General features: G+C 72.8%; 22 protein-coding genes and 1 riboswitch. Of the genes, 13 read left to right on the forward strand and 9 right to left on the reverse strand.

Annotated features, from left to right (window positions below; all coding sequences use genetic code 11):
* The first annotated feature begins 66 nt into the window (after positions 1 to 66).
* The 3 genes from ACFZDL_RS18510 to ACFZDL_RS18520 are packed head-to-tail and all read left to right on the forward strand — an operon-like array spanning position 67 to position 2,859.
* The gene (locus ACFZDL_RS18510; RefSeq protein WP_353588421.1) at positions 67 to 855 is read left to right on the forward strand and encodes a class II aldolase/adducin family protein; all 789 of its coding nucleotides are present in this window, start codon (positions 67 to 69) and stop codon (positions 853 to 855) included.
* Positions 856 to 891: 36 nt separating this feature from the next.
* On the forward strand, positions 892 to 2,223 hold the full coding sequence (locus tag ACFZDL_RS18515) for a hypothetical protein (protein WP_353588419.1): 1,332 nt from the start codon (positions 892 to 894) through the stop codon (positions 2,221 to 2,223).
* A 60-nt stretch (positions 2,224 to 2,283) separates the two neighbouring features.
* Positions 2,284 to 2,859, forward strand: coding sequence for a DoxX family protein (locus ACFZDL_RS18520; protein ID WP_353588417.1), 576 nt, complete (start codon positions 2,284 to 2,286; stop codon positions 2,857 to 2,859).
* Positions 2,860 to 2,873: 14 nt separating this feature from the next.
* On the opposite strand, the gene ACFZDL_RS18525 is transcribed toward ACFZDL_RS18520, so the two are convergent.
* Both ACFZDL_RS18525 and ACFZDL_RS18530 read right to left on the reverse strand, forming a co-directional pair.
* Positions 2,874 to 3,176, reverse strand: coding sequence for a hypothetical protein (locus ACFZDL_RS18525; protein WP_353588416.1), 303 nt, complete (start codon positions 3,174 to 3,176; stop codon positions 2,874 to 2,876).
* Complete coding sequence (locus ACFZDL_RS18530) at positions 3,173 to 4,495, reverse strand: PspC domain-containing protein (protein ID WP_353588414.1); 1,323 nt, start codon at positions 4,493 to 4,495, stop codon at positions 3,173 to 3,175. Before ACFZDL_RS18530 ends, ACFZDL_RS18525 begins: the two co-directional genes overlap by 4 nt.
* Before the next feature lie 217 nt (positions 4,496 to 4,712).
* On the opposite strand from ACFZDL_RS18530, the gene ACFZDL_RS18535 reads away from it, so the two are divergent.
* The 3 genes from ACFZDL_RS18535 (at position 4,713) to ACFZDL_RS18545 (ending at position 8,426) form a co-directional block, all read left to right on the forward strand.
* A complete protein-coding gene (locus tag ACFZDL_RS18535) occupies positions 4,713 to 6,374 on the forward strand; it encodes a protein kinase (RefSeq protein WP_391191633.1) in 1,662 nt (553 codons plus the stop codon).
* 70 nt (positions 6,375 to 6,444) lie between these two features.
* Positions 6,445 to 7,713: a PspC domain-containing protein gene (locus ACFZDL_RS18540; RefSeq protein WP_353588411.1), complete on the forward strand. Its 1,269-nt coding sequence runs from the start codon at positions 6,445 to 6,447 to the stop codon at positions 7,711 to 7,713.
* Positions 7,710 to 8,426 carry a response regulator transcription factor gene (locus ACFZDL_RS18545; protein WP_353588409.1) on the forward strand — a complete coding sequence of 239 codons (717 nt, stop codon included), beginning with the start codon at positions 7,710 to 7,712 and terminating at the stop codon, positions 8,424 to 8,426. The genes ACFZDL_RS18540 and ACFZDL_RS18545 overlap by 4 nt, the downstream gene beginning before the upstream one ends.
* A gap of 23 nt (positions 8,427 to 8,449) precedes the next feature.
* On the opposite strand, the gene ACFZDL_RS18550 is transcribed toward ACFZDL_RS18545, so the two are convergent.
* Entirely contained in the window at positions 8,450 to 9,160 is a 711-nt protein-coding gene (locus tag ACFZDL_RS18550) for an NAD(P)H-binding protein (RefSeq protein ID WP_353588407.1), read from the reverse strand.
* Positions 9,161 to 9,309: 149 nt separating this feature from the next.
* Between ACFZDL_RS18550 and ACFZDL_RS18555 the strand changes: the two genes are divergently transcribed.
* Positions 9,310 to 10,014, forward strand: a complete 705-nt coding sequence (locus tag ACFZDL_RS18555) for a TetR/AcrR family transcriptional regulator (RefSeq protein ID WP_353588406.1) — start codon at positions 9,310 to 9,312, stop codon at positions 10,012 to 10,014.
* Positions 10,015 to 10,022: 8 nt separating this feature from the next.
* Here the strand turns inward: ACFZDL_RS18555 and ACFZDL_RS18560 are convergent, their stop codons facing one another.
* A complete protein-coding gene (locus ACFZDL_RS18560) occupies positions 10,023 to 10,706 on the reverse strand; it encodes a lipoprotein (RefSeq protein ID WP_353588404.1) in 684 nt (227 codons plus the stop codon).
* A gap of 131 nt (positions 10,707 to 10,837) precedes the next feature.
* On the opposite strand from ACFZDL_RS18560, the gene ACFZDL_RS18565 reads away from it, so the two are divergent.
* Together ACFZDL_RS18565 and ACFZDL_RS18570 are read left to right on the forward strand one after the other, a co-directional pair.
* The gene (locus ACFZDL_RS18565) at positions 10,838 to 12,478 is read left to right on the forward strand and encodes a serine/threonine-protein kinase (protein ID WP_353588402.1); all 1,641 of its coding nucleotides are present in this window, start codon (positions 10,838 to 10,840) and stop codon (positions 12,476 to 12,478) included.
* Between the two features lie 143 nt (positions 12,479 to 12,621).
* Positions 12,622 to 13,659, forward strand: a complete 1,038-nt coding sequence (locus ACFZDL_RS18570) for an alpha-hydroxy acid oxidase (RefSeq protein ID WP_353588400.1) — start codon at positions 12,622 to 12,624, stop codon at positions 13,657 to 13,659.
* Between the two features lie 68 nt (positions 13,660 to 13,727).
* Here the strand turns inward: ACFZDL_RS18570 and ACFZDL_RS18575 are convergent, their stop codons facing one another.
* Both ACFZDL_RS18575 and ACFZDL_RS18580 read right to left on the reverse strand, forming a co-directional pair.
* On the reverse strand, positions 13,728 to 14,771 hold the full coding sequence (locus tag ACFZDL_RS18575) for a homoserine dehydrogenase (protein WP_353588398.1): 1,044 nt from the start codon (positions 14,769 to 14,771) through the stop codon (positions 13,728 to 13,730).
* 96 nt (positions 14,772 to 14,867) lie between these two features.
* On the reverse strand, positions 14,868 to 15,935 hold the full coding sequence (locus tag ACFZDL_RS18580; RefSeq protein ID WP_353588396.1) for an NlpC/P60 family protein: 1,068 nt from the start codon (positions 15,933 to 15,935) through the stop codon (positions 14,868 to 14,870).
* Positions 15,936 to 16,238: 303 nt separating this feature from the next.
* Between ACFZDL_RS18580 and ACFZDL_RS18585 the strand changes: the two genes are divergently transcribed.
* On the forward strand, positions 16,239 to 16,592 hold the full coding sequence (locus ACFZDL_RS18585) for a hypothetical protein (RefSeq protein ID WP_319689616.1): 354 nt from the start codon (positions 16,239 to 16,241) through the stop codon (positions 16,590 to 16,592).
* A 123-nt stretch (positions 16,593 to 16,715) separates the two neighbouring features.
* Positions 16,716 to 17,363, forward strand: a complete 648-nt coding sequence (locus ACFZDL_RS18590) for a L,D-transpeptidase (protein WP_353588944.1) — start codon at positions 16,716 to 16,718, stop codon at positions 17,361 to 17,363.
* Positions 17,364 to 17,443: 80 nt separating this feature from the next.
* Here ACFZDL_RS18590 and ACFZDL_RS18595 read toward each other — a convergent pair whose 3' ends face one another.
* Positions 17,444 to 18,616 (reverse strand): NlpC/P60 family protein, encoded by a 1,173-nt coding sequence (locus ACFZDL_RS18595; RefSeq protein ID WP_353588394.1) that lies wholly within the window; start codon positions 18,614 to 18,616, stop codon positions 17,444 to 17,446.
* A gap of 7 nt (positions 18,617 to 18,623) precedes the next feature.
* A riboswitch (cyclic di-AMP (ydaO/yuaA leader) is annotated at positions 18,624 to 18,801 on the reverse strand.
* Positions 18,802 to 18,957: 156 nt separating this feature from the next.
* Here ACFZDL_RS18595 and pcrA point away from each other — a divergent pair.
* A complete protein-coding gene (gene pcrA, locus ACFZDL_RS18600) occupies positions 18,958 to 21,447 on the forward strand; it encodes a DNA helicase PcrA (RefSeq protein ID WP_353588392.1) in 2,490 nt (829 codons plus the stop codon).
* Positions 21,448 to 21,567: 120 nt separating this feature from the next.
* Here pcrA and ACFZDL_RS18605 read toward each other — a convergent pair whose 3' ends face one another.
* Together ACFZDL_RS18605 and ACFZDL_RS18610 are read right to left on the reverse strand one after the other, a co-directional pair.
* Positions 21,568 to 23,217 carry a peptidoglycan DD-metalloendopeptidase family protein gene (locus ACFZDL_RS18605; protein WP_353588391.1) on the reverse strand — a complete coding sequence of 550 codons (1,650 nt, stop codon included), beginning with the start codon at positions 23,215 to 23,217 and terminating at the stop codon, positions 21,568 to 21,570.
* Between the two features lie 184 nt (positions 23,218 to 23,401).
* The gene (locus tag ACFZDL_RS18610) at positions 23,402 to 23,596 is read right to left on the reverse strand and encodes a hypothetical protein (protein ID WP_391191543.1); all 195 of its coding nucleotides are present in this window, start codon (positions 23,594 to 23,596) and stop codon (positions 23,402 to 23,404) included.
* A 325-nt stretch (positions 23,597 to 23,921) separates the two neighbouring features.
* Here ACFZDL_RS18610 and ACFZDL_RS18615 point away from each other — a divergent pair, with 325 nt between their 5' ends.
* Complete coding sequence (locus tag ACFZDL_RS18615) at positions 23,922 to 24,332, forward strand: cobalamin B12-binding domain-containing protein (protein WP_353588942.1); 411 nt, start codon at positions 23,922 to 23,924, stop codon at positions 24,330 to 24,332.
* Positions 24,333 to 24,384: the final 52 nt, after the last annotated feature.

The raw sequence follows: 24,384 nt of genomic DNA on the forward strand, positions 1-24,384 counted from the left end.
GATACCCCCAGGTAGCTTCCGCTCCGAGCCCTGAGAGCACGCAGTGCGCCAAGGAGTGAGCCGCCGATGCCGCCGACGCCGGAGCCGATCCCCACCGATCAGTTGCACTTCACCCTGCCGCCGCAGCACACCTCGCTCGAGGACGAGCGGCGCCACCGCAAGGAGCGGCTGGCCGCGGCCCTGCGCCTCTTCGGGCGGTACGGGTTCGAGGAGGGGGTCTCGGGCCATATCACGGCGCGGGACCCGGAGTTCACCGACTGCTTCTGGGTGAACCCCTTCGGGATGTCCTTCCGCCACATCACCGTCAGCGATCTGATCCTCGTCAACCAGGCGGGCCGGGTGGTCCAGGGGCGCCACCACGTCAACCAGGCGGCGTTCGTCGTTCACTCGTCCGTGCATCAGGCGCGGCCGGAGGTCGTGGCCGTCGCGCACTGCCACTCGGTCCACGGCCGCGCCCTGTCGGCGCTGGGCGAACTGCTCGAACCCATCACCCAGGACGTCTGCGCCTTCTTCGAGGACCACGCGCTCTACGACCGCTATACGGGCGTGATCGTGGACGAGGCCGAGGGGCGGGCCATCGCGGCGGCGCTCGGCCCCCGTAAGGCCGTCATCCTGCGCAATCACGGTCTTCTGACGGTCGGGGACTCGGTCGACGCCGCCGCCTGGTGGTTCATCGCGATGGAGCGCTCCTGCCAGGTGCAGCTGGCCGCGAAGGCCGCGGGCAAACCGGTCCTGATCGACTACAGGAACGCGGTGCAGACCCGTGAGCAGCTGGGCACCGATCTCGTCGCCTGGATCAACTATCAACCTCTGTACCAGCAGATCACCCGTGGCGAGCCGGACCTGCTGAGCTGAGGACCCCCGACTTACGGCACAATCCCCTGTCGAGACATGTCAGTTGGGACGAGAGCACCACTGACCCGGGAGAACGACGAGCGGGAGCGCCTCGTGGCGGTGAAAGCGGCGGAAGACGCCACGACGGCAGAGCGCCATACGCACAGCGGATGTGACTGCGCCGACTGCGCCCGGGACGGGCACCGGCGCGCGGTGGCCGCCTTCTTGGCGCTGCGCGACCGTTTCGCGGCCGGGGAGGGTCTCCCGGCGGCGCTCGCGCACTCCGCCGAGGCCTCCCGGCAGTGGGTGTCGGACGAGCTGACGCAGGCGGCCAGGACGACCTGGGACACCGGCCGCGCCGAGAGCGTCGCGTGGGGCGGTGCGGTGCGGCGGCGCACGCTGTTCGTGGTGTGGGGCGCGGTCGGGGCGCTGCTGGTCGGGCAGTTGGCCACGGCGGTCGGCGCGGGCTGGTCGGGGGCGCGTACGGCGTCGCTGACCGTCGCGCTGCTCGCGGCCGGGCTGCTGACGCTCGCCGCCCGGCTGCACCGCGGCGACGGCGGTCCGCTCGCCCCGCTCGTCGGAGAGGACAACCGGCTGTCCACCTCGCGCGCCGTGGCCGCCGCGTGGGTGCTGTTCGCGGTCTTCGCGGTGCTGATGCTCGCGGTCGAGCTGGCCTTCGCCCCGGAAGCGGGTCGGCGGACGGCCGACGGGCTGGCCCTTCAGGGCGCCGCCGGGCTGCTCACCGTCACCGCCCTGAGCTGCCTGGCCGCGGTCGCGGCCCGGCTCGTGGTGGCGGCGCGGGTGCGGTCGCAGCGGCTGCAGAAGGTCCGGGCGCTGCGGCCGCGCGCCGCGGACCTGCTGACCGACGACGCGGGCCGCGGCAGCCTGGCGGACGCGCAGTACGTGGTGGTGCACGCGGTCGCGCTCGTCTTCGCCGCGGTGCGGCTCGCCCGGGAGCCCTGGCGGCTGCCCGATCTGCCCTGGGGCCTGGTGCTGCTGGCCGCCGTCTCGGTGCTGATGTACCTGGCGGGGAAGTACACGGAGGGCGGCCGGCCCACGGTGCTCTCGGTGGTCCGGGTCCGGCCCGAGGAGGGCGGCTTCGACCGGGACGCGCCAATCCGCACCGGGGACGACATCGAGATCCGCGGCAGTGGCTTCGTGCCCCCGGGGGCGCAGGAGCCGGACCGGCTCGCCCGTATGGTCGTACGGATCGGGGCGGTCCATGTCCAGGTGCCGCTGGTGCCGGTCGCCGGGGGCTTCAGCAACCCGACCGACACCGTGCTGACCGTGCCGGTGCCGGTGGACGTGGAGCCGGGGCGGGTGGAGGTTCAGGTCGTCACCGCGGCGGGGGCGGAGACAAACCGCTATCCGATCGACGTTCTGGACTGAGTCGCCTGCCCGTTCCCTCCGTAAGGTTTTGTTGACGAGGCAACGGGAGAGGCGGGCGTCATGAGGCATGCTGACAGAACGGTCGGAGCCGGCTCGGGCCGTGTGAGCGGTGTGGGCGGCGTGGGCGGGATAGGCGGGAGCGGCGGGCGCACCGGCGGCTGGCGGGACTCCGCCGCGCGGTACGCCCTGCTGCCGCTGCGGATCTTCCTCGGGGTGACGTTCATCTACGCGGGGATCGACAAGCTGACGGACTCGGCCTTCCTGGCCGACAGCGGCAGCGGCTCGATCGGCGAGCTGATGCGGAACGCGCGCGACAGCTCCGCGGTGCCGTGGCTGATCGACCAGGCGCTGAAGGACCCCTCCAGCTTCGGGTACGCCATGGCGTTCGGGGAGCTGGCGGTCGGCCTTGGCACGCTCGTGGGGCTGCTGGGGCGGCTCGCGGCGTTCGGCGGCGCGCTCATCTCGCTGAGCCTGTGGCTGACGGTCAGCTGGCAGTCGGACCCGTACTACTACGGAAACGATTTGGCGTATCTGATGGCGTGGCTGCCGCTGGTCCTGGCGGGCACCCCCTATCTGTCGCTGGACGTGGCGATCTCCAAGCGGCGCAGACGCCAGGGCGCGCAGCTGTTCAGCTAGCCGTCTCCTCCCGGTCAGTCTCGGCGCGCAGCGCGCCGAGACACGTTCATGTCGTCGTAGCTGCGGCGCAGCTCGTCCATGGGCAGGTCGCCCAGCGGCGGGGCGGCGTGCTCGGAAAGGCGGGCGCGGCGGCGCCGGGCGCCGAAGGCGAGCGCCGAGACGAGCCCCGCCAGGCACAGCCCGCCGAGGAGGACGGGCAGGGGCGCGAAGGGCGGCAGATCCCACTCCCCGGCTGCGTCCAGGCCGTACGCGAGGCTCGCCCCGAGGACGACCAGCCCGGCGATCAGCTTGCCCGGTTCGAAACGGTGGCGCGTCATGGCCGGCTCACCTCCACATTGCCCAGTCCGATCTCCAGGTCGAGCCGCAGCGTGCCCTTCGCGGCGCGCCCGTCGGCCGGCGGCACGGTCACGGTCCGGTCCCTTCCCGGTTTGATGTCGATGTCGTCGCTCTTCTCGCCCGGCAGCCGTATGTCGCCGAACCCCACATGGATGGACAGCTCGAGCCGCGCGTCCTTGGGCACGGTGACCGCGAGCTTTCCGGCGCCGACCTCGGCGTGCGCGGTGACGACCTGGCCCTTCTCCAGCGACAGGCGGTCCAGCTTCAGCTCGCCGACCCCCCCGCCCAGCTCGTACGAGCCGCGCACGGCGGCCGTGGACGCGGGCGTCCAGGTGCGGCGCGTCCAGTCGGTGGTGACGGACTCGGGGAGCCAGGCGGAGGCCGCCAGGAGCGCGCTGGTCACCACCGCCAGCACGAGGGTGCCCGCGCCGGTGCGGCCGTACCGGGAGCTGACCGCGATGCCGAGCCCGAGGACGCCCAGCGCGCACGCGAACCCGATCTCCAGGCTGGTGCCGAGCGGCCGGGAGCCCCACGAGGCGCCCGCGCCCGCCACGGCGGCCGCCAGGGCGAGCAGAAACGTCCAGCCGCCGATCGACGTCCCCTCAGGCGCCCTGCGGGCCCTGCGGAACGCCGTCCGCCCCGCGGCCCCGGCGGGGTACGAGGCGCCGTCGGAGCCGTCGTCGGGGCCCCACAGATAGCCCGTGTCCGCGCCGACCGGGCCCGTCGTGCCGTCCTTGACGATCGGGTCCCGCCACCAGGACGGGCCGCCCCAGGCCGGCGGCGGGGCCTTGGTCTCGGGGGGCGCGTCGGCCACCGCCTGCGCCGTCGCCGGGTCCACCACGCCCCCGCTCTCCGCCAGGTGGCGGTGGTGGGACCAGTAGCCGAGGCCCCCCGCGGCGAGGCACAGCATGACGGAGAAGAAGATCACGCCGCCGTCGTTGAGCATGGACAGGAACAGACCGCAGCCCACCAGCGCGCACAGCACCGCGGTGAGCGCCGGGCCCTCCACCCGGCCCGAGAGCAGCTTGCGGCCCTCGTTCTCCTCCTCGCCCTGCAGCGGGACCAGCAGCCAGCAGAAGCCGTACACGATCAGGCCGAGGCCGCCGGTGACGGCGAGCACCGACAGCACCACCCGGAAGATCACCGGATCCACGTCGCAGAACCGGCCGAGCCCCCCGCACACGCCCGAGATCATCTTCTGATCGCGGCTGCGGCGCAGCGGCGCCCACATTTGCGGCCGCGGATCGCCGGAGCCGGGCGCGCCGGGGGCCGGCTCCGTGACAGTGGGTGCGTCGGTCATGCCCACCATGGTGACAAGCCGGGGTCCCGGGCGGCATCCGTCTCAACCCTGGCCCTTCCCTGAGATCGTCCCTGAGACGGCGGCGGCTATCGTGGCGCATCGAACATATGCGGGGGGACATGGACAGCCGGGGGAGCGGGAGGGGCACACAGTGTCAGAAGAAGGGCGGCTGATCGCGGGGAGGTACCGGCTGGTCAAGCAGATCGGCCGCGGTGGCATGGGCACCGTCTGGCGTGCCCAGGACGAACTGCTGGACCGCCAGGTCGCGCTGAAGCAACTGCACATCTCACCCCACCTCACCGAGGAGGAGGTCGCCACCCTCTTCGAGCGGACCCGCCGCGAGGCGCGCAGCGCCGCCCGCATCGCGCACCCCAATGTGGTGGTCGTCCATGACGTGGTGGAGGACTTGGGGCTGCCGTGCATCGTCATGGAGTACGTGCCCTCGGCCACGCTGGGCGATCTGCTCAAGTCCGGCCGGACCGTCACCCCCGACGAGGCGGCCCGGATCGGCCGCGGCATGGTCGCCGCGCTGCGGGCCGCGCACGCGGCCGGGGTGCTGCACCGCGACGTCAAACCCGGCAACGTCCTCCTCGGCGACGACGGCCGGGTCGTGCTCACCGACTTCGGCATCGCCATGGCCACCGGCACCTCCACGCTCACCAAGACCGGCGAGGTCGTCGGGTCCATCGACTACATCGCGCCCGAGCGGATCAGGGGCAGGACCCCGGGGCCCGCCTCGGACCTGTGGGCGCTGGGCGCGACGCTCTATCAGGCCATCGAGGGGCGGCCGCCGTTCCGCAAGGCCACACCGATCGAGACCGGGTACGCGATCGCCGTCGACCCGCTGGAGCCGCCGCTGCGGGCCGGGCCGCTGACGGGGCTGATCGAGGGGCTGCTGGCCAAGGAGCCCGACGACCGGCCGACGGCGGAGCAGACCGAGCGCGCGCTGCGCGGCCCGGCGGGGGTTCCCGATACGACGTCGATGCCCAGGCCGGACCCGACATCCGACACCACCCGGCTGTCCACGTCCCTCTTCCACTCCCCGCACACCCCGACGCCCACCCCCACCCCGACACCCACCCCCACGCCTGCCCCCGCCCACACCCCCACGCCCGGTCCTGTGTACGGGCATCCGCCCCTGCAGGCCCCCACGCACATCCACGGCTCCGGCTTCCCGCCCGCCCCCGGCCCCGGCGCGCCGGACTCCGCCCCGGGCGGCGGCGGGCGGCGCCGCGGGCGTACGGCGCTGTGGAGCGCGTCCGTGGCCGTGGTGGCCGTGGTCGGGGTCGCGGCCGGGCTGTATCTGGCGGGCGTCGATTTCGGCGGGGGCAGCGACGACGGAGGGGGTTCCGGGACCCCCACGACGACCGCGTCGTCGTCGCCGACGTACAAGATCCCGGAGCTTCCCGACGGCTACCACCGGGAGCAGCTGAAGGAGTTCGGCGTCTCCCTCCCCGTACCGGACGACTGGAAGCGGCAGCCCGACTCCAGCCCGGAGGGCACGGTGGACGGCACCCAGGAAGTCAGGTTCCTGGACCCCACCCAGAAGGTCAGGCTCATGGTCAACGTCCTGGACTCGGCCGGTTCGGACCCTGTGAAGCACTTCGAGGAGGTCGAGACCGCGCTGAAGCAGGAGTACCCCGTCTACCAGCGGATGCGCCTGTACGACACGAAGTACCGGGGCCTGCCCGGGGCGATCTGGGAGTTCAAGTTCCAGGGGCGGGAGCGCTGGTACCGCGCCATCGACCTCGGCTTCGGCGAGGAGGGCGGCAAGGCGTACGCGATCTACCTCAGCGCGCCCGCGGACGAGTGGGAGACGTACCTGCCGGTCTTCCGGAACGTCAAGGAAGGCTTCAAGATCGAGGACAGTTCCCCCTGAGGCGCCCTTCGGGGAACGATCAGGGGGGACCCTGATACCCGGGCGGGGCCGTTCGTGTGACGATCGGGGCATGACCGCCGCCGCGCCCCCCGCCGAGCCGCCCCCGCGCAAGCTGTACCGCAGCGCCGAGGGCCGGATGGTCGGCGGGGTCGCGCGCGGGCTGGCCGGTCATCTGGGGCTGCCGGTGTCCTGGGTGCGGTTCGTGTTCGTCGCGCTGCTGATGGTCGAGGGCTTCGGCGCGCTGGTGTACGCGCTGTTCTGGTTCGTGGTGCCGCTGGGCTTCGGCGGCGTCGAGACCCCCCGCCCGGTGTCCGAGCGGGCCGACGGGGGCGGCCGCCGCATCCTGGCCCGCAAACCGGACAAGGGGCAGGTCTTCGCGCTGCTCGCGCTGCTGGTCGGCATGGGCGTGTTCGTCGAGAACTTCCAGCTGGGCCGCGCCAACACCTACATCTGGCCGCTGCTGCTCATCGGCGCGGGCGTGGCCCTGGTCTGGCGCCAGGCCGACAACTCCCGGCGCGCCCAGTGGGTCGAGCTCAGCCGCCGCAAGCAGGTGCTGCCGATCGCGCGGGGCGCGGCCGGGGTGGTGCTGGTCGGCGCCGGGGTGACGGGCATCGTCGTGCTGCAGGGCTCGGCCAAGCACCTGGGCGCGGTGCTGCAGGCCGCGCTCGCGGTGCTGGTGGGCATCGCGCTGCTCGCCGGCCCGTACCTGGTGCGGATGGCCCAGGACCTCTCCGAGGAGCGCCTGATGCGCATCCGCGCCCAGGAGCGGGCCGAGGTCGCCGCCCATGTCCACGACTCCGTGCTGCACACCCTGACCCTGATCCAGCGGAACGCGGAGGACCCCCGGGAGGTCGCCCGGCTGGCCCGGGCGCAGGAGCGCGAGCTGCGCGCCTGGCTGTACCGGCCGGAGGGCAGGGGCAAGGACGAGGCCGAGGAGCCGGACACGCTGGCGGAGGCGGTCAAGGCGGCCGCCGCGGAGGTCGAGGACCACCACGGCGTGCCGATCGAGGTGGTGGTCGTCGGCGACTGCCCGCTGGACGAGAAGCTGGCCGCGCAGCTGCAGGCGGCGCGCGAGGCGATGGTCAACGCCGCCAAGTACGGTGGCGACGGCGGGGCCGTCCAGGTCTTCGCCGAGGTCGAGGGGGCCACGGTGTTCATCTCCGTACGGGACCGGGGGCCGGGCTTCGACCTGGACGCGGTGCCGGAGGACCGGATGGGCGTGCGCGAGTCCATCATCGGCAGAATGCGGCGGAACGGCGGTACGGCGCGGCTGAGGTCCGCGCCGGACGGGGGCACGGTAGTGGAGCTGGAGATGGAGAGGGCGGCGACGACGACATGACCGACGCGAGCGGGGCGAGCCAGGCGGCGAACGAGCCGGCGCGGGAGACGGAGCGCCGGGTGCGGGTCGTCCTCGTCGACGACCACCGGATGTTCCGGACCGGCGTCCAGGCCGAGATCGGGGAGACGGCCCGTACGGGCGTCGAGGTGGTCGGGGAGGCGGCCGACGTCGACCAGGCCGTCACGGTGATCGGCGCCACCCGGCCGGAGGTCGTCCTCCTCGACGTCCACCTCCCGGGCGGCGGAGGCGTCGAGGTGCTGCGCCGCAGCGCCGCGCTGATGGCCGCCGCCGAGCGGCCGGTGCGCTTCCTGGCGCTGTCGGTCTCGGACGCCGCCGAGGACGTCATCGGGGTGATCCGCGGCGGCGCCCGCGGCTATGTCACCAAGACCATCACCGGCACCGACCTGGTCGACGCGATCTTCCGGGTCTCCGAGGGCGACGCCGTCTTCTCGCCCCGCCTCGCCGGCTTCGTCCTCGACGCCTTCGCCTCCACGGACGCCCCTCCGGTGGACGAGGACCTGGACCGCCTCACCCAGCGCGAACGGGAGGTGCTGCGGCTGATCGCCCGCGGCTACGCGTACAAGGAGATCGCCAAGCAGCTGTTCATCTCGGTGAAGACGGTGGAGAGCCATGTCTCGGCGGTGCTGCGCAAGCTCCAGCTCTCCAACCGCCACGAGCTGACCCGCTGGGCGACGGCCCGCCGCCTGGTCTGACCCCCTGACCCCCTGACCCGCGGCTAGTAGCCGATCGTGAACCTCCGCTGGACGAACCGGGGCAGCTCGGCCTCGTCGACCAGCGCGACGGCGGCGTCCTCGATGGAGATGCGGCTGCGCCCCTCGGCGTCCAGGACCGGCTGGTCGCCGCCGAGCCGGAAGCGGCCGGTGCGCTCGCCGGGGGCGATCTCCTCGGCCGGGCTGAAGTAGGTCCACAGCCGGTTGGAGGTGCGCAGCACGTTCAGCGCGTCCCGGTGGCCCCGGACCGCGGCGGCGTACTCCCTCGGCAGGCCGAGCGAGTCCAGCGCCTCGTACAGCTCCTCGTCGGAGTCGGCGCGTGTGACGCCCGGCCTGATCTCCAGGCTTCCCGCGCCGCCGATCATGATCAGCCGGGTGCGGGGATGGCTCTCCAGGGCCTTCAGCAGCGCCTTGGCGGCCGTGGCGTAGACGGTCGGATCGGCGATCGAGCGCCGCACGGTGTCCGCCATGTCCTGGGCGGCGTTGCCCGGCTGGAAGCCGCTGATCAGGACGTCAAGCCCGGGCAGGACGGCCGCCACGCTGTCGGCGTCGAGGACGTCGACGCTCTTCCACACCATGTTTTCGGGGGTTTCGCGGTTCTCCTCGATACGGGAGGCGTCGCGGGTGAACGCGATGACGTCATGGCCCCGGCCCAGGGCTTCGGTGACGACGCGCTGTCCGATGTTGCCGGTGGCGCCGATGATTCCTATGCGCATGAGAACGATCTCCAATGCCGACGGGCGAGTTGAGCCGCAGGGCGTAGATCCGGTCGATGGGTACGGCGTGATCTATACGGCGTGCGGTGACTATACGGCGTGAAGTTTTGATACGGCAACCAAGGATTGTGACGCTGTAGAGTGCTCCCGTGGGCACGACGACGGGACGCCGGGAGAGGCTGCGGGCCGAGACGACGGCCGAGATCAAGAAGGTCGCGCTCGGGCTGATGTCCTCGGGCGGGCCGGACGCGATCACCCTGCGGGCCATCGCCCGCGAGATGGGCATGACGGCCAACGCCATCTACGGCTACTTCGCCACCCGGGACGATCTGGTCACCACGCTGATCAGCGATGTGTACACCTCTCTCGCCGACGCCGTGGACGCCGCCCGGGACGCCTGTCCCGCCGACGACCCGGCCGGCCGCATCGCGGCCTGGGCGAACGCCTTCCGCGACTGGGCGCTCACCAACCCCGAGGGCTTCCGGCTGATCTACGGCGACCCCGTCCCCGGCTACCAGGCGCCCGAGGCCAGTGCCGCGCCCGAGGCGGAACACCGCGTCTGCGCCGGGCTCACCGGCCTGGCCGCCGGGGCCTGGCCGCACGCCAAGGAGCTCTACCCGGAAGCCGAATTCGAGTGGTCGGACTTCGACCCCCGGCTCGCGGCCGAGGTACGCGAGGAGTTCCCCGGCCTGCCGCCGGCCGCCGTGGCCATCGCGCTGCGCATCTGGGGCCATCTGCACGGCCTGGTCTCACTGGAGATCTACGGCCATATGCGCGTCCAGACACCGCGCCCGGACAAGATCTACCGCGCGGAACTGGCCCAGCTGATCCGCGGTCTGGGCCTGCCCGTGTAGCGGCGCGGTCAGCTGCCGGCGCCCGCCATGGTCTGCTTGGCCAGCTCGTACGCGGGCAGCATGGCCTCGTGCTCCTCGCTGTCGAGCCCGCCGAGGTGCAGGACGACGCCGCCCTTCGGGGTCACCACCGCGAGCGCCCGCTCCCGCTTGGACTCGTCCAGGTCGGGGACGTCGAGGATGTAGCTGATCTCCGCGGCGGGCAGGTCACCGGCCTTCACATCGCTGTACTTGGCGTCGCGTACGCCCTTCTCGTCGGCCATGAAAGCCTTCAGCAGCTGCCGCGGCTCGCTGCCGGCCGCGGCCTTGCCCTTGTCGCCGGTCCACACGCGCAGAAAGCCGATGTGCCCGGCGGGCTTCGCGTCGATCTCGCAGACGAGGGTCACCGGCCCCTGCGAGAGGAGGGTGGAGCCCAGTTCGGGGTCGGCCCCCTCCACTTCCTTCACCGCCTCCGGCTTCCACGACTTGGCGAGGCTGAACCGCACCGGCAGCTCGCACGCCGTGCCCCGGCCGCCGAGTTCGCCGCCCGCCGCCGCCACCTCGACGCCGCCCTTGCCGGCCTTGGGCCCCTTGCCACCCTTGCCGCCCTCGCCGTCGTCGCCGGAGTCCGAGGAGCAGCCCGTCAGTGCCCCGAACATGCCGATCACGCCGATTGCCACAGCGGCGCCCACGGCTGCCCGACCAGGTATGCGCATCGCGCTGTTCCCCGCCTTCTCCACAGAAAAATCGAAAATTCGCCGCAGCATATCCGGAAGGGGAACCGGTTGACTGGGGGTGACATGCCACCAACAATCCCCGGCGAAGGCGACGAGAGGCTGTGGGGGTCATGAGCAGATCGGAGATACCGGTTCCGGACGGCCCGTTACCCGACCGGCCGCTGTCCGGCGGCCCGGCTCATGCGCGGGGGACGGGAGGCGCCGACGGTCAGGACCGGGTCGCCGCGCCGGCGGCCGGGGACCCGGCGCACATCGGTCCGTTCCGGCTCGTCGGGCGGCTCGGCGCGGGCGGCATGGGGCGGGTGTATCTGGGGGTGTCGCGGGCCGGTCGGCCGGTCGCCGTGAAGGTCGTACGCGCCGACCTGGCCGAGGAGACCACCTTCCGCCGCCGCTTCGCCGCGGAGGTCGCCGCCGCCCGCCGGGTCCAGGGCCCGTACACCCCGGCCGTCGTGGCCGCCGACCCGGACGCCGCACTGCCCTGGCTGGCCACCTCGTACATCGCCGGGCCCTCGCTGGGCGAGGCCGTCGAGGACGGCGGCCCGCTGGCGCCGCCGATGGCGCGGCGGCTGGGCGCCGGCGTCGCCGAGGCGCTGGACGCCATCCACGCGGCCGGGGTGGTGCACCGCGACCTCAAGCCGAGCAACGTCCTGCTGGACGCCGACGGGCCGAAGGTCATCGACTTCGGGATCGCCGCCGCGGCCGACGCCACCCGGCTGACCAGCACCGGCGTCCGGCTCGGCACGATCGGGTTCATGTCGCCCGAGCAGGCCGACGGGCGCCCGGTCACCCCCGCCTCCGACGTCTTCGCCCTGGGCTGTCTGCTCGCGTACGCGGTCACCGGCCGGCCGCCGTTCGGCGACGGGCCGGCGAGCGAGGTGCTGTACCGCGTCATCCACGCCGAGCCGGCCCCGGACTACCTGGACTGCGGCGACCCGGAGTTGAGCGTGCTGATCGGCCGCTGTCTGCGCAAGTGGCCCGCCGACCGCCCGACCGTGGACGAGGTCATCGACGCCTGCGCCGGCCAGGCCGGCGGGCAGTCCGACGGGCAGCCGTCGGGCTGGCCGGAGGCCGGCCTCGGCCCCCGCATCGCCGGGGCCCACGCCGCCCTGGAGCGGGCCTTGGGCCGCGCCCCCGCGGGGCGTGGTGACTCGGCGGGCGGCGACTCGTTAGGGGGCGGCCCGGCGGGTGGTGGCTCGGTGGGTGGTGGCCGTACCGCCGGGGGCCGCGGCGCCCGGCGGTCCCGGCGCGGCGCCGTGGCCGCGGCCCTCCTCGGCGTGGCGGCCGTCGCGGTCGCCACCGCCGTCGCTCTGACCACCGGCGGCGGCGAGGACGGCGGCAAGGACGGCGGCGGCCCCCGGTACACGGCCGGGTACAAGGGGCGGACCCTGACGCTGCCGGACTACGACCACTACATCGACCTGCACACCGGCAAGGTCGTCAAGGGCGGCGGCCGCTGGATGCTGAGCACCAACAGCGGTGGCGACGGCCACGGCGCCTTCGAGCTCCAGGACGCCACCCAGGCCCAGGTCGCGGGGGAGCGGCCGGTCACCCCCGAGCGGTGCGCCGAGTTGGTCGCCCGCCGGCCGCTGCGCGAGAAGGTGCGCTTCTCCCAGGCGCCCGCCGGGCGGTGGTTCTGCCTGCGCGACCGCATCTCGGGCGACATCGCCGTCGTCCAGGTCCTGGACACCGACTCCGGCGACTACACGGTCACCGTCGCGGTCGACTACTACCGCAGGGCCGCGAAGGGATGAAACGTTTCCGGGCCCCGGGCTCCTGTGCATAACGTGCTTGGGCCGCCCGCGGCTTGTGACCGCGGGCCGGGAGGGAGGCGCACACCATGGGCACTGCCGGACCAGGAGCGGGACCGGGGGCGGAACCAGTGGCGGAACCAGTAGTGGAAGCGGAAACCGAGTGGTGGGAGACCTGGGAGGCCGAAGCGGAGCGGCGCCTGCCGCCGCACGCCTACGCCTACTACGCCTCCGGCGCCGGGCGTGACGTCACCCGGGACGAGGGGCTGCGCGACTGGGACGCGCTGCGGCTGCTGCCGCACATGCTGCGCCGCGTGTCCGGGGTTTCCACCCGTACGACGGTGCTGGGCACCGAGGTCGCCACCCCGGTGCTCGTCGCCCCCATGGCGGGTCAGGAGTACGCCCATCCCGACGGGGAGCAGGAGATGGCCAAGGGCGCGGGCGGCGCCGGGTCCCTTGTGGGCGTGACGACCTGGACCGCCAGCCGCTTCGAGAACGTCGCCGCCTCGGGCGCGCCCTGGTGGTACCAGGTGTACGTGATGCGCGACCGCGGCCTGACCGCCGAACTCGTCCGGCGCGCCGTCGACCACGGCGCCCGCGCCCTGCTGTTCACCGTCGACGTGCCGGTGCTCGGCCGCCGCGGGGACAATCACCGGGCCGCCGACCTCGATCCGCTCGTGCGCCTGGTCAATCTGGAGGGCCGTCAGGAGCTTCCGCGCGAAGCGGCCCAGATGGAGCTGGATCTGACGCCGGACCTGATCGGCTGGCTGCACGAGATCAGCGGGCTCCCGGTCGTCGTCAAGGGCGTGCTGCGGGCGGACGACGCCAAGGTCGTCGTGGACCACGGGGGCGCGGGCGTGGTGGTCTCCACCCACGGTGGCCGCCAGCTCGACCGCAGCGTGACCTCGGCGTACGCACTGCCCCGGGTGGCCGAGGCGCTGGCGGGCACCGGCGCCGAGCTCTACGCCGACAGCGGGGTGCGCCGCGGTGAGCACATAGCCGCGGCCCTCGCGCTGGGCGCCCGCGCGGTGTTCGTCGGCCGCCCGGCGCTGTGGGGGCTGGCGACGGAGGGGGCCGCGGGGGTCCAGGAGGCCGTGGACCGGCTCACCGCCGAACTCGCCCACACCATGACCCTGCTGGGCGTCGAGACCCCCGCCGAGCTCACCCCGGACCTCGTCGCCTGAGCGGGTTTCAGGGGGGCCCGGGCCTGAGCGCCGTCAGCCGAAGCAGAGGGTCCGGGCCCCGGACGCTGTCAGCCGAAGCCGAGGCGCCGCGGCGCGGCCACGTCCAGCGTGTCCTTGACCATGGCGAGCGCCGCGCCGAGCGGGCTGGAGCGGCCGCCGCTCACCGTGATGTCACCCGCGTCCGGACAGCCGTAGACCACGGCCTTCTCCGGCCCGGCGAGCGCGTGCAGCGGGTCCCCGGGCGCGGTCCGCTCCAGGCGGACCCGCACCAGCAGCGGCTCGTCGGCGCTCGCGCTCGCGACCGCGCGCAGCCGCTGCCCCGCGGCGGCGGCCTCCCGCGCGGCCCGCGCCGTGCCGTCGTCCACCGCCTCGGTCTCGGTACGGACCGCCGAGGCGTCCCAGCCCCACAGCAGGGCCGCCAGCAGCCGCGCCTTCGTGGCGGCGTCGGAGCCGGACAGATCGGCGCCGGGGTCGGCCTCGGCGATGCCGCGCCGCCGCGCCTCGGCGACCGCGCCGGCCAGGGAGTCACCGGCCGCGAGGCGGTCGAGCACGAAGGTGGCGGTGCCGTTCGGGCAGGCGCGGATCGTACGGCAGCCGAGGCCGCGCACACCGGTCCTGGCCAGGTCGCCCGCGGGCAGGGCGGCGCCGGTGGCGCCCGAGATCCTGATCAGGCTGCCGCCCTCGGCCGCGGCCCGGTCCAGCTCCCGCCAGTGGCTGAGCAGATGGCTCTTGGTGGCGGTGACCACGTGGACGCCGCGGCGCAGGGCGAGCAGCGCCTCGGCGGCCGCCTGGTCGCGCACCTCGGGGGAGGAGGGCACGCACTGGACCAGCACCCCGGCCCCCGTACGGTCCAGCGTCTCGGCCAGCGGCGGCAGCGGGCCCCACGCGGACCGGGGCGGCGGGGGCGCCCAGGCGTCCGTACCGCCGGCCGGCGGCAGGTACTCGGCCGAGCCGGCCCGTACGGCCGCCGGGCGCGGACGCACCCCGTACTGGCGCGCGAGGGCTTCGCCGTGCGCGGCCAGGTGCTCGGCGTAGGCCTGGCCGACCCGGCCGTAGCCGGACAGGACAAGGGGGGCCGGGGCGGCGGTTTCGTCCGCGGTTTCGTCCGACACGGGTGCGGGGCTCCTTCGCGCGCGGCTCGACGCTGATCAGCCAGAACGCTACGCGCGGGCCGCCGGCCGCCCCCGCGCGGACCCCTGCGCGGACCCCTACGCGGGGCGGGTGGCGCCCGCGAACGGCATCTGGTCGATCGGCGCCACGCGGACGGGCGCGCCGGGGCGCGGGGCGTGGATCATGAGGCCGCCGCCGATGTAGAGGCCGACATGGCTGACGCCGGAGTAGAAGAAGACCAGGTCACCGGGGGCGAGCTGGGTGCGCGAGACCCGTCGGCCCGCGTTGATCTGGGTGTAGGTGGTGCGCGGCAGGGCCACCCCGGCGGCCTGCCAGGCGGCCTGGGTCAGCCCCGAGCAGTCGTAGCCGTGCGGGCCGGTCGCGCCCCAGACGTACGGCTTGCCGAGCGCCCCGTACGCGTACGAGACGGCGCGGGCCGCACGGCCCGACGCGGCGTACGACGCGGCGCCGGGCCGTGCGTTCTGGGCCTCCAGTGCCTCGCGTGCCTTCCGGGCCTCCCGTGCCTCCTGGGCCGCCTCCCGGGCCGCGTAGCGGCGGCGCTGCTCGTCGGTCAGCCGGTCGAGGAGGGCCCTGGCGGCGGCGAGCTTCTTGCGGGCGACGCCCCTGTGGCGCGCGAGCGCCGCCTGAGCGCCGCGCAATCGGTCGAGCTGGTCCTGCGCCTCGCCGCGCAGCCGGCGTAACGTCCGGGACTGGCGGGAGAGGCCCGCGACGGTGGCGGCCTGGCGGCTGCTCGCACGGTTGGCGAGCGAGGCCCGGCGCAGGAACTGCTCGGGGGAGGAGGACAGCGCGAGCTGGAGGGTGGGCGCGACGGTGCCGGAGCGGTACTGGGCGGTGGCGAAGGCGCCCAGCGCGTTGCGCGAGGCGTTCAGCCGCGCCGTTCCCCGGGCCGCCTCGTCGCGCAGCCGGTCGAGCGCCTGGCGGGCCTTGTCCGCCTTCTCCTTCGCGCCGTTGTACTTCTCGTTGGCCTCCTCGGCCTCCCGCTGGTACTGGTCCACCTTCGCCCGCACCTGGGCGGGGGTGGGACGGGTCTCGGCGTGGCCGGTGCCGCCGATGACGGTGGCGGCGGCCCCCGCGAGGGCGATGGCGGCGGTCCAGGCGGTCCCGCCCGTGAGCGAGCGCTGCTTGGGCTTCCTGTGCGACGCCACGGCGGCGGGTCACCATCCTTTTCCTGCGTGGTCCTTGCCCGGTCGGGCAGGTGGCAGCCCGCCCATGAGGCGGGGACCCTCGGCAAACGGGAAGCGCACTGCCACCTGGGGGAGGAAGCTAGGCGGGCGGGCGCGGACGGGCGGTGCGATGAACGGGAGTGGACGGTTTCGGTGCCCTGATGCCCGTAACCGACCGTCCGGTGCACGACCGCCGATGACTCGCGGGGCGGCCGTGACCGAAGCGGCGATCTGGGCCCACCCGGTTGCCGGGGGCTGCTATGGGCAGGGCTACGCTCGCCAACCATGGACGTCCTCATCAATGTTTTCGTCGGGCTGCACATCGTCGGCATCGCCGCGCTGCTCGGCGGTTTCCTGGCGCAGCTGAAGCCGATGCGCGCGGGCGAGGGGCGGATGACCCCGGGGATGCTGCACGGCGCGCTGACCATGCTGGTGACCGGTGCCGCGCTGGTGGGGCTCAACCAGGCCGACGACAACAGCGTCAACAACATCAAGATCGGTGTGAAGCTGGCGCTGCTGATCGTGATCCTGGGGCTGGTCTATGTGAAGCGCGACGAGGAGAAGGTCGAATCGGCGGCCCTCGGCGCGGTCGGGCTGCTGACCACGGCCAACATCTTCATCGCCGTCCTGTGGACCTGATTTTCCGCACAACCTCTTGCCGCCGTCGTCTGTCTTACCGGGCAAGGCAGCCGAAGGGAGCGGGCAGTGGGGGTACTTGGGGGATGGCGCCGCCGTACGGGCGTGGCCCTGGGGGTGGCGGGGATGGTGGTGCCGCTGGCGGTCGCGCTCGGCACCCCGGCGCAGGCCGCCTCGTCGTGCACGACGAGTGTCGGGCCGTACCAGAAGCAGGTGGAGAAGTTCCTGGGCCGCCCGGTGGACGGGCGGCAGTCGCGGACGGACTGCCGGGCGGTCCAGCAGTTCCAGATCAACCATGGGATCAGCCCCACGATCGGCTACGCCGGGCCGGTCACCTGGGGCGTGATGAAGCTGATCAACACGCAGAAGGCGGCCGGGCACAATCCGAACAAGGCGAGGAAGTGCCCCACCAACAAGGGCCGCATCGCCTGTGTGGACCTCACCCGCCAGCTGAGCTGGATCCAGGACGGCTCGCGGCTGAAGTTCGGCCCGGTGCCGGTGCGCACCGGCCGTGACCGGTATGAGACCCGGGGCGGGCTGAAGAAGATCTACTGGCGGGACATCGACCACTGGTCGACGCTCTACGACGTCGCGATGCCGTACAGCCAGTTCTTCGACGGCGGCCAGGCCTTCCACTCCATCGCGGGCAGCGTGTGGTCGCCGCCGGGCTCCCACGGCTGCGTCAACATGCGCAAGGGCGATGCGAAGAAGTACTGGAGCCTGCTGCGCAACGGCGACGACGTGTACGTCTACGGCCGCAAGCCCGGCACCTGAGCCGTGCCGCCTCCCCGGGCCCCGGAGAGCCCCTTCGGGGCCCGGGGAGCTCCTTCGGGGCCCGGGGAGGCGGGAAGCCGTCAGGCCGGGCGGACGCTTCCGTAGATCGGCATCTCGGTGATCGGCGCCTTCTTGACCACATCGCCCGGCTTCGGGGCGTGGATCATCATTCCGTCGCCTATATAGAGGCCGACATGGCTGATGTCGTCATAGAAGAAGACGAGATCGCCCGGTTGGAGGTCGGAGGTCGACACGCGCGTGCCGACCTTCACCTGGTCCCAGGTGGTGCGCGGCAGGGAGACCCCGGCGGTCTTCCAGGCGGCCTGGGTGAGCCCCGAGCAGTCGTAGGAGTTGGGGCCGGTGGCGCCCCAGACGTACGGCTTGCCGAGCTGCGAGCGCGCGAAGGCGATGGCCTTGTCGGCCTTGGTGGCGTACGAGCCCGAGGAACCGGAAGTGCCCGAGGACCCGGAGGAGCCTGACGAGCCGGAGCCGTCTGCCTGCTCCTCCTGCTGCTGCTGTTCCTGTGCCCGCTTCGCCGCCTCCTCCCGCTGCTTGCGCGCCAGCTCCGCCGCCTTGCGCCGGGCCTCCTCTTCCTTCTTCTTCTCGATCGCCGCCAGCCGCGCCTTCTCCTCGGCGGTCAGCTTCGACAGCAGCTGACGGGCCTGGGTGAGCTTGTCCTGGACGGTCTTCTTCTTGGTCTTCAGCTGCTCCTGCGACCGGGTCAGCGAGGCCAGGCTCTCGCCGGCCTTCGTACGCTCCTTGGCGGCCTTGGCCTGCTGGGTCAGGAAGTCGTCGACGGCATGCTTCTGCTCTCCGGTCAGCCGGTCCATCAGATGGGACTGGTCGAAGATGTCCTGCGGATCGCCTGCGAACAGCAGGGTCGCGGCGCTGGAGGCCATGCCGCCGTTGCGGTACTGCGCCGCCGCGTAGCTGCCCAGCTTGCGGCGTGCCTCGTTCAGCTTCTCGGTGCGCTTGGCGACGCTGTCCAGCAGCCGGTCGACCTTGGCGCGCTGTTCGCCCGTGCGCTCCTTGGCGGCGTTGTAGGCCTGGGTCGCGGTTTCGGCTTGGTGGTAGAGCGTGTCGACCTTCTTCTTGACCTCTTCGACCGTCGGCTTGGGCTTGCCGGGCTCGGCGCTCGCCGTCTGGGAGAGGAGGGTGACGGAGGCGAGGGCGGCCGTGGTGACCCCGACGGCGGTGCGGCGGCCGGTGGCCGAATCCAGTATTCGGGTCCGCGGTTTGCGGTGCGACGCCAAGGGAGGCGACTCCTTCCGTGGACCGCCTACCGGGTTAGCTGTCGGGTTCGGGCGTCGGAAGGCTGCCCTACGGCCCGGGCGGCGGACGGCTGGCGTCGCCACATGGGCCGATTCACCCCAGTGGTGTCTTTGGGTCCCCGGCTCCGGCTGCCTCGCGGCGGGGCCGGACTCGGCGGAGACAGCCCGTGCCGGCGTGGTCGCCGACGGGTTCCGGACCGCCTGACGGAGGACGGTAGTGGGCTTGTGGTGCTCATGTGAAGGCGGGTGTTCGAATTGCCCCGAAACCGTTTTGTGACATCCACGCATACGCTGTCAGTGGGGCGGCCTAAACTCGGTGAGCGATGAGCAGCCTCTTTGACGACAGCTTCCTGGCGGATCTCGGACCCCCGGACGAGGAGCCCCCGCCGCCCGAGGACGACGGCCGGCCCGCCGCTGAGGCCGTCCCGCACGACCTCTTCGACGGGCGGTTCGACGCGCCCGCGCCCCGGGAGGCGTACTACCGCGACGGCGCGGCGCGTCCCGCGGTGGATCCGGCCGCCCTCCTGCAGGGGCTGAACGAGCAGCAGCGCGCCGCCGTGGTGCACACCGGCTCGCCGCTGCTGATCGTCGCGGGCGCCGGGTCCGGCAAGACCCGGGTGCTCACCCACCGCATCGCGCATCTGCTCGGCTCGCGCCGGGTGCACCCCGGCCAGATCCTCGCCATCACCTTCACCAACAAGGCCGCGGGCGAGATGAAGGAGCGGGTCGAGGAGCTGGTCGGCCCGCGCGCGAAGGCCATGTGGGTGTCGACCTTCCACAGCGCCTGTGTGCGCATCCTGCGCCGGGAGTCCAAGAAGCTCGGCTTCACGTCCTCCTTCTCGATCTACGACGCGGCCGACTCCAAGCGGCTGATGGCGCTGGTGTGCCGGGACCTGGACCTCGACCCGAAGCGGTATCCGCCCAAGTCCTTCAGCGCCAAGATCTCCAACCTGAAGAACGAGCTGATCGACGAGGAGACCTTCGCCGGACAGGCCTCGGACGGCTTCGAGAAGACGCTCGCCGAGGCGTATGCGATGTACCAGTCGCGGCTGCGCGAGGCCAATGCCCTCGACTTCGACGACATCATCATGACGACGGTCAATCTGCTCCAGGCCTTCCCCGACGTCGCCGAGCACTACCGCCGCCGCTTCCGGCACGTCCTGGTCGACGAGTACCAGGACACCAACCACGCGCAGTACACGCTGGTGCGCGAGCTGGTGGGCACGGGCCCGGCGGAGGCCGTCGACGGCGGCGAGGTGATCCCTCCCGCCGAGCTGTGCGTGGTGGGCGACGCCGACCAGTCGATCTACGCCTTCCGGGGCGCCACCATCCGGAACATCCTCCAGTTCGAGGAGGACTACCCGGACGCCACGACCATCCTCCTGGAGCAGAACTACCGCTCCACCCAGACGATCCTCAGCGCGGCCAACGCCGTTATCGAGCGCAATGAGAACCGGCGCCCGAAGAACCTGTGGACCGATGCCGGCGCCGGGGCGACCATCACCGGCTATGTGGCCGACACCGAGCACGACGAGGCGCAGTTCGTCGCCGACGAGATCGACCGGCTGACGGACGCGGGCGACGCCAGGGCCGGGGACGTCGCCGTCTTCTACCGGACCAACGCCCAGTCCCGTGTCTTCGAAGAGGTCTTCATCCGGGTCGGGCTGCCGTACAAGGTCGTCGGCGGTGTGCGCTTCTACGAGCGCAAGGAGGTCCGCGACGTCCTCGCGTACCTGCGGGTGCTGGCCAACCCGGAGGACTCCGTCCCGCTGCGCCGGATTCTGAACGTGCCCAAGCGCGGCATCGGTGAGCGCGCCGAGGCGATGATCGACGCGCTGGCGCTGCGCGAGAAGATCACATTCCCGCAGGCGCTGCGCCGCGTCGACGAGGCGTACGGCATGGCGGCCCGCTCGGCAAACGCGGTGAAGCGGTTCAACGTCCTGATGGAGGAGTTGCGCACGATCACCGAGTCGGGCGCGGGGCCGGCCACCGTGCTGGAGGCGGTACTGGAGCGCACGGGCTATCTGGCGGAGCTGCAGGCGTCCACGGACCCCCAGGACGAGACCCGCATCGAAAACCTCCAGGAGCTGGCGGCCGTCGCCCTGGAGTACGAGCAGGAGCGCGGCGAGGAGAACCCGGGCACGCTCGCGGAGTTCCTGGAGCAGGTCGCGCTCGTCGCCGACTCCGACCAGATCCCGGACGACGACACCGAGGGCGCCGGGGTCATCACGCTGATGACGCTCCACACCGCCAAGGGCCTCGAGTTCCCGGTCGTCTTCCTCAGCGGCATGGAGGACGGGGTCTTCCCGCACATGCGGGCGCTCGGCCAGACCAAGGAGCTGGAGGAGGAGCGGCGGCTGGCGTACGTCGGCATCACGCGGGCGCGCGAGCGGCTGTATCTGACCCGGTCGACGATGCGCAGCGCCTGGGGCCAGCCCGCGTACAACCCGCCGTCCCGCTTCCTGGAGGAGATCCCGGACCAGTTCGTGCGCTGGCAGCGGACCGGGCCCGCCACCCCGTCGGCGTCCATGGGCCCCGTCGGGGCCGGCGGTGCCGTCTCGGGGGTCGCGTCCTCGCTGTCCTCGTCGCGTTCGAGGGCGGGGGCCGGGGCCGGTGGCTTCGCCACCCGCCGGGCCAAGGAGCGGCCGGTGGTCGCGCTGGCCATCGGCGACCGGGTCACGCATGACGCCTTCGGGCTCGGCACCGTGGTCGCGGTGAAGGGGAGCGGGGACAACGCGGAGGCGACGATCGACTTCGGCGACGAGAAGCCCAAGCGGCTGCTGCTGCGGTACGCGCCGGTGGAGAAGCTGTAGGGGGAGCGGGGCCGCCCGGGCCGCCTGCGTCGGCTCGGGCCCGTCGCTCCTGCGCCGGGCCGTGGTTCACGTCGTGTGCTGTGGCTTGGGCCGGGCCGTGGTCCGCGCCGGGCCGTGGTTTTACGTCGGGTCGAGCCCGTGGGTGCGCAGCCACGGCAGCGGGTCGATGGCCGAGCCACCGCCGGGGTGCACCTCGAAGTGCAGATGAGGCCCGGTGGAGTTGCCTGAGTTCCCGGAGTACGCGATCACGTCCCCGGCCTTGACCGAGCCGGCCCGGATCTTGGCGCTGCTCAGGTGGCAGTACCAGGTCTCGGTGCCGTCCGGGCTGGTCAATATGACCATGTTGCCGTAGGCGTCGTTCCACTGGGTGCGTACGGTGCCGTCGGTCGCGGCCATGACCGGCGTGCCGTAGCTGACCGGGAAGTCGATACCGGTGTGCAGGGACATCCAGTTGATGCCCGCCTGGCCGAAGGTGGCGCTCAGCCCGTGCTCCGCGACGGGCAGCGCGAACTTCGGCCGCAGCGCCTCCTTGCGGGCGGCCTCCTCGATCTTGCGCTTCCGCTCGGCGGCCTGGCGCGCCCGGAGGTCGATCCGCTCCTGGGTGCGGCTGGCGCGGTCCCGGAAGTCGTCGGCGTCCTCGAGGCCGGCGGCGAGCTGGGTGTCCAGCTTGCTGTTGGCGACCGAGGCCTTGACCGGCGGGGTGTCGGAGGCGGCCTGGGTGGTCTTGGCGTCCTTCTTGTCATCGCCGATGTTGGCGACGGAGGCGGCGGCCACGGCGGTGACGCCCAGCGCGCAGACGGACGGGACGGCGACGGTGAGGAGCGCCGAGCGTTTGGGGCGGGCCGAGGGGGCGCGGCGGCGGCTGCGGCCGCCGTCCCGGCGGGGGGAGGGAACCGACGCCACCTCGGGCATGACGTCCTCGGGGTCGGCGGCCGCGCCTTCGGAGTGGGCGGTGTCGGTGGGGACGGCGGCGTGGGCCGTGTCGGCCTCGGCCGAGTCGGGGTCCAGGACCATGAGGGCGGTCTGGGTCTCGGCCCCGTGCACGGCCCCCGCCCCGGGTTCCGGCTCCGCCTCGGGGACGGCGTACGGCTGCTCGGCGGGCTGCTGATAACCGCCGTGCTCGTACCCGCTCCGGTCGTACCCGCTCCGGTCGTACCCGGCCTGGTCGTATCCGGCCTGGTCATGTCCGGCCTGTTCGTACTGCGACTCGTCGACGGTCGCGTAGGCGCTCATGTCCCAGAACTGGGTCTGGCCGGTGTCGACCCCCGACGTGTCGTACTGCCCGCCGCCGTCCCACTGGGCGGCGGCCGTCAGGTCGTGGTGGCCGGTGGTGTCCCACGAGGAGGCGTCCCACTGGCCGCCGGTGTCCGAGTCCTGCTGCGCCGGGATGGTGCCGGCCAGCGGAACGCCGGAGCCCGCCCACGCCGCGGTGGTGTCATAGGTCCCGGAGTCATAAGCGCCGGAGTCATAGGCTGCGGAGTCGTAGGCGCCGGTCGCGGCGCCCCACTGCGTGGCGTCGTACTGCCCGCTGTCGGATCCGTCGTGTCCGCTCCCGTAGCCGCCGCCGTGGTTGCCGGGGAGGGAGCCGAAGAGGGGATCGCCGTCGCCGTACGCGGCGGCAAGGCTGTCGAAGGTGCCGGTGGAGTAGCCGTCGTACCCGGCGTAGCCGTGCGCTGTGCCCTGCTGGTCGTAGGCCTCGTAATACTGATATGAGGCGTCAGGAGCGGGGACGGTCGAGGTTGTGATCCCCGACGGGTGACGGTCGTTCACCACCAACTTCTCTTTCGCCTCGGCAGCAGGAGAATTAGCGGCGACTGTACCCGCCGGTTCGGGACGGCGACAATCTTCCTCAGGTTTTGAGCAACACCGGAACGGGCATTTGGCCGTCTTTCGGTGGACTGGCTGCCGTAATTTGGCCGGGCGTTCGATTACTGTTCGGCAACTTCCGGCCCACTCACGCAACCGAGGCGGCTTCCGAAGCGTCTGCCGGCGCCCCGTCGGCGGCATCCAGCGCCTCGCGGACTTCGGCGGCGATCGCAGGGTGCACCGGGAGGGTGAGATGCCCAATTCCATTGACGCGGACGTTGCGCGCCCGTAGATCCGGATGGTCGATACGGGCCGTCTCCGTGGGGATCATCAGCTGATCCACGTCCCCTGCTGTTCGTCGCGGTACGACCGCGCCGTCGCACCGCGGCGCCAGGCGGCTCGTGCTGACGGCGCTTCGCGGTGCGACGGTCCCCGCTGCGGCTCCCCTGATGGCCGGCCCGATGCGTGGAAACCGCCTCGGGCGGTCGAGGCGGAGGTGGGCGCGGCCGAGGCGAATGTGTCCCACGTGTGATTTCCCCTCCGCTGCGCGCCGCGAAACTGCTGCGTGCGGGATGCTGTAGATAACGTTCGTTCACGTTCGCGTCCCGCGACGGCGGTCCGCGAGCTCCGCGCGACGCGCCGCGGAGGATGACGACATGGAGGCTGCGATGGGTGTGACCGGTCCGATCCGCGTGGTGGTGGCCAAGCCTGGGCTCGACGGTCACGACCGCGGGGCGAAGGTCATCGCACGGGCCCTGCGGGATGCGGGCATGGAGGTGATCTACACCGGCCTGCACCAGACGCCCGAGCAGGTCGTCGGCACCGCGATCCAGGAGGACGCCGACGCGATCGGGCTGTCCATCCTCTCCGGCGCGCACATGACGCTCTTCGCGAAGGTGCTGGAGCTGCTGCGGGAGCGCGACGCGGAGGACATCAAGGTGTTCGGCGGCGGCATCATCCCCGAGGCGGACATCCCGCTGCTCAAGGAGCAGGGGGTGGCCGAGATCTTCACCCCCGGGGCCACGACCGCCTCGATCGTGGAGTGGGTCAGGACGAACGTGAGGCCGGTGGCCGCGTAGCCCGGTGGGCTGCGGGGCGGCTCCCGCGACCGCGCCGCGCCGCGCTGGGGTT

This window comes from Streptomyces sp. NPDC007917 (genome assembly GCF_042959105.1).
GTDB lineage: Bacteria > Actinomycetota > Actinomycetes > Streptomycetales > Streptomycetaceae > Streptomyces.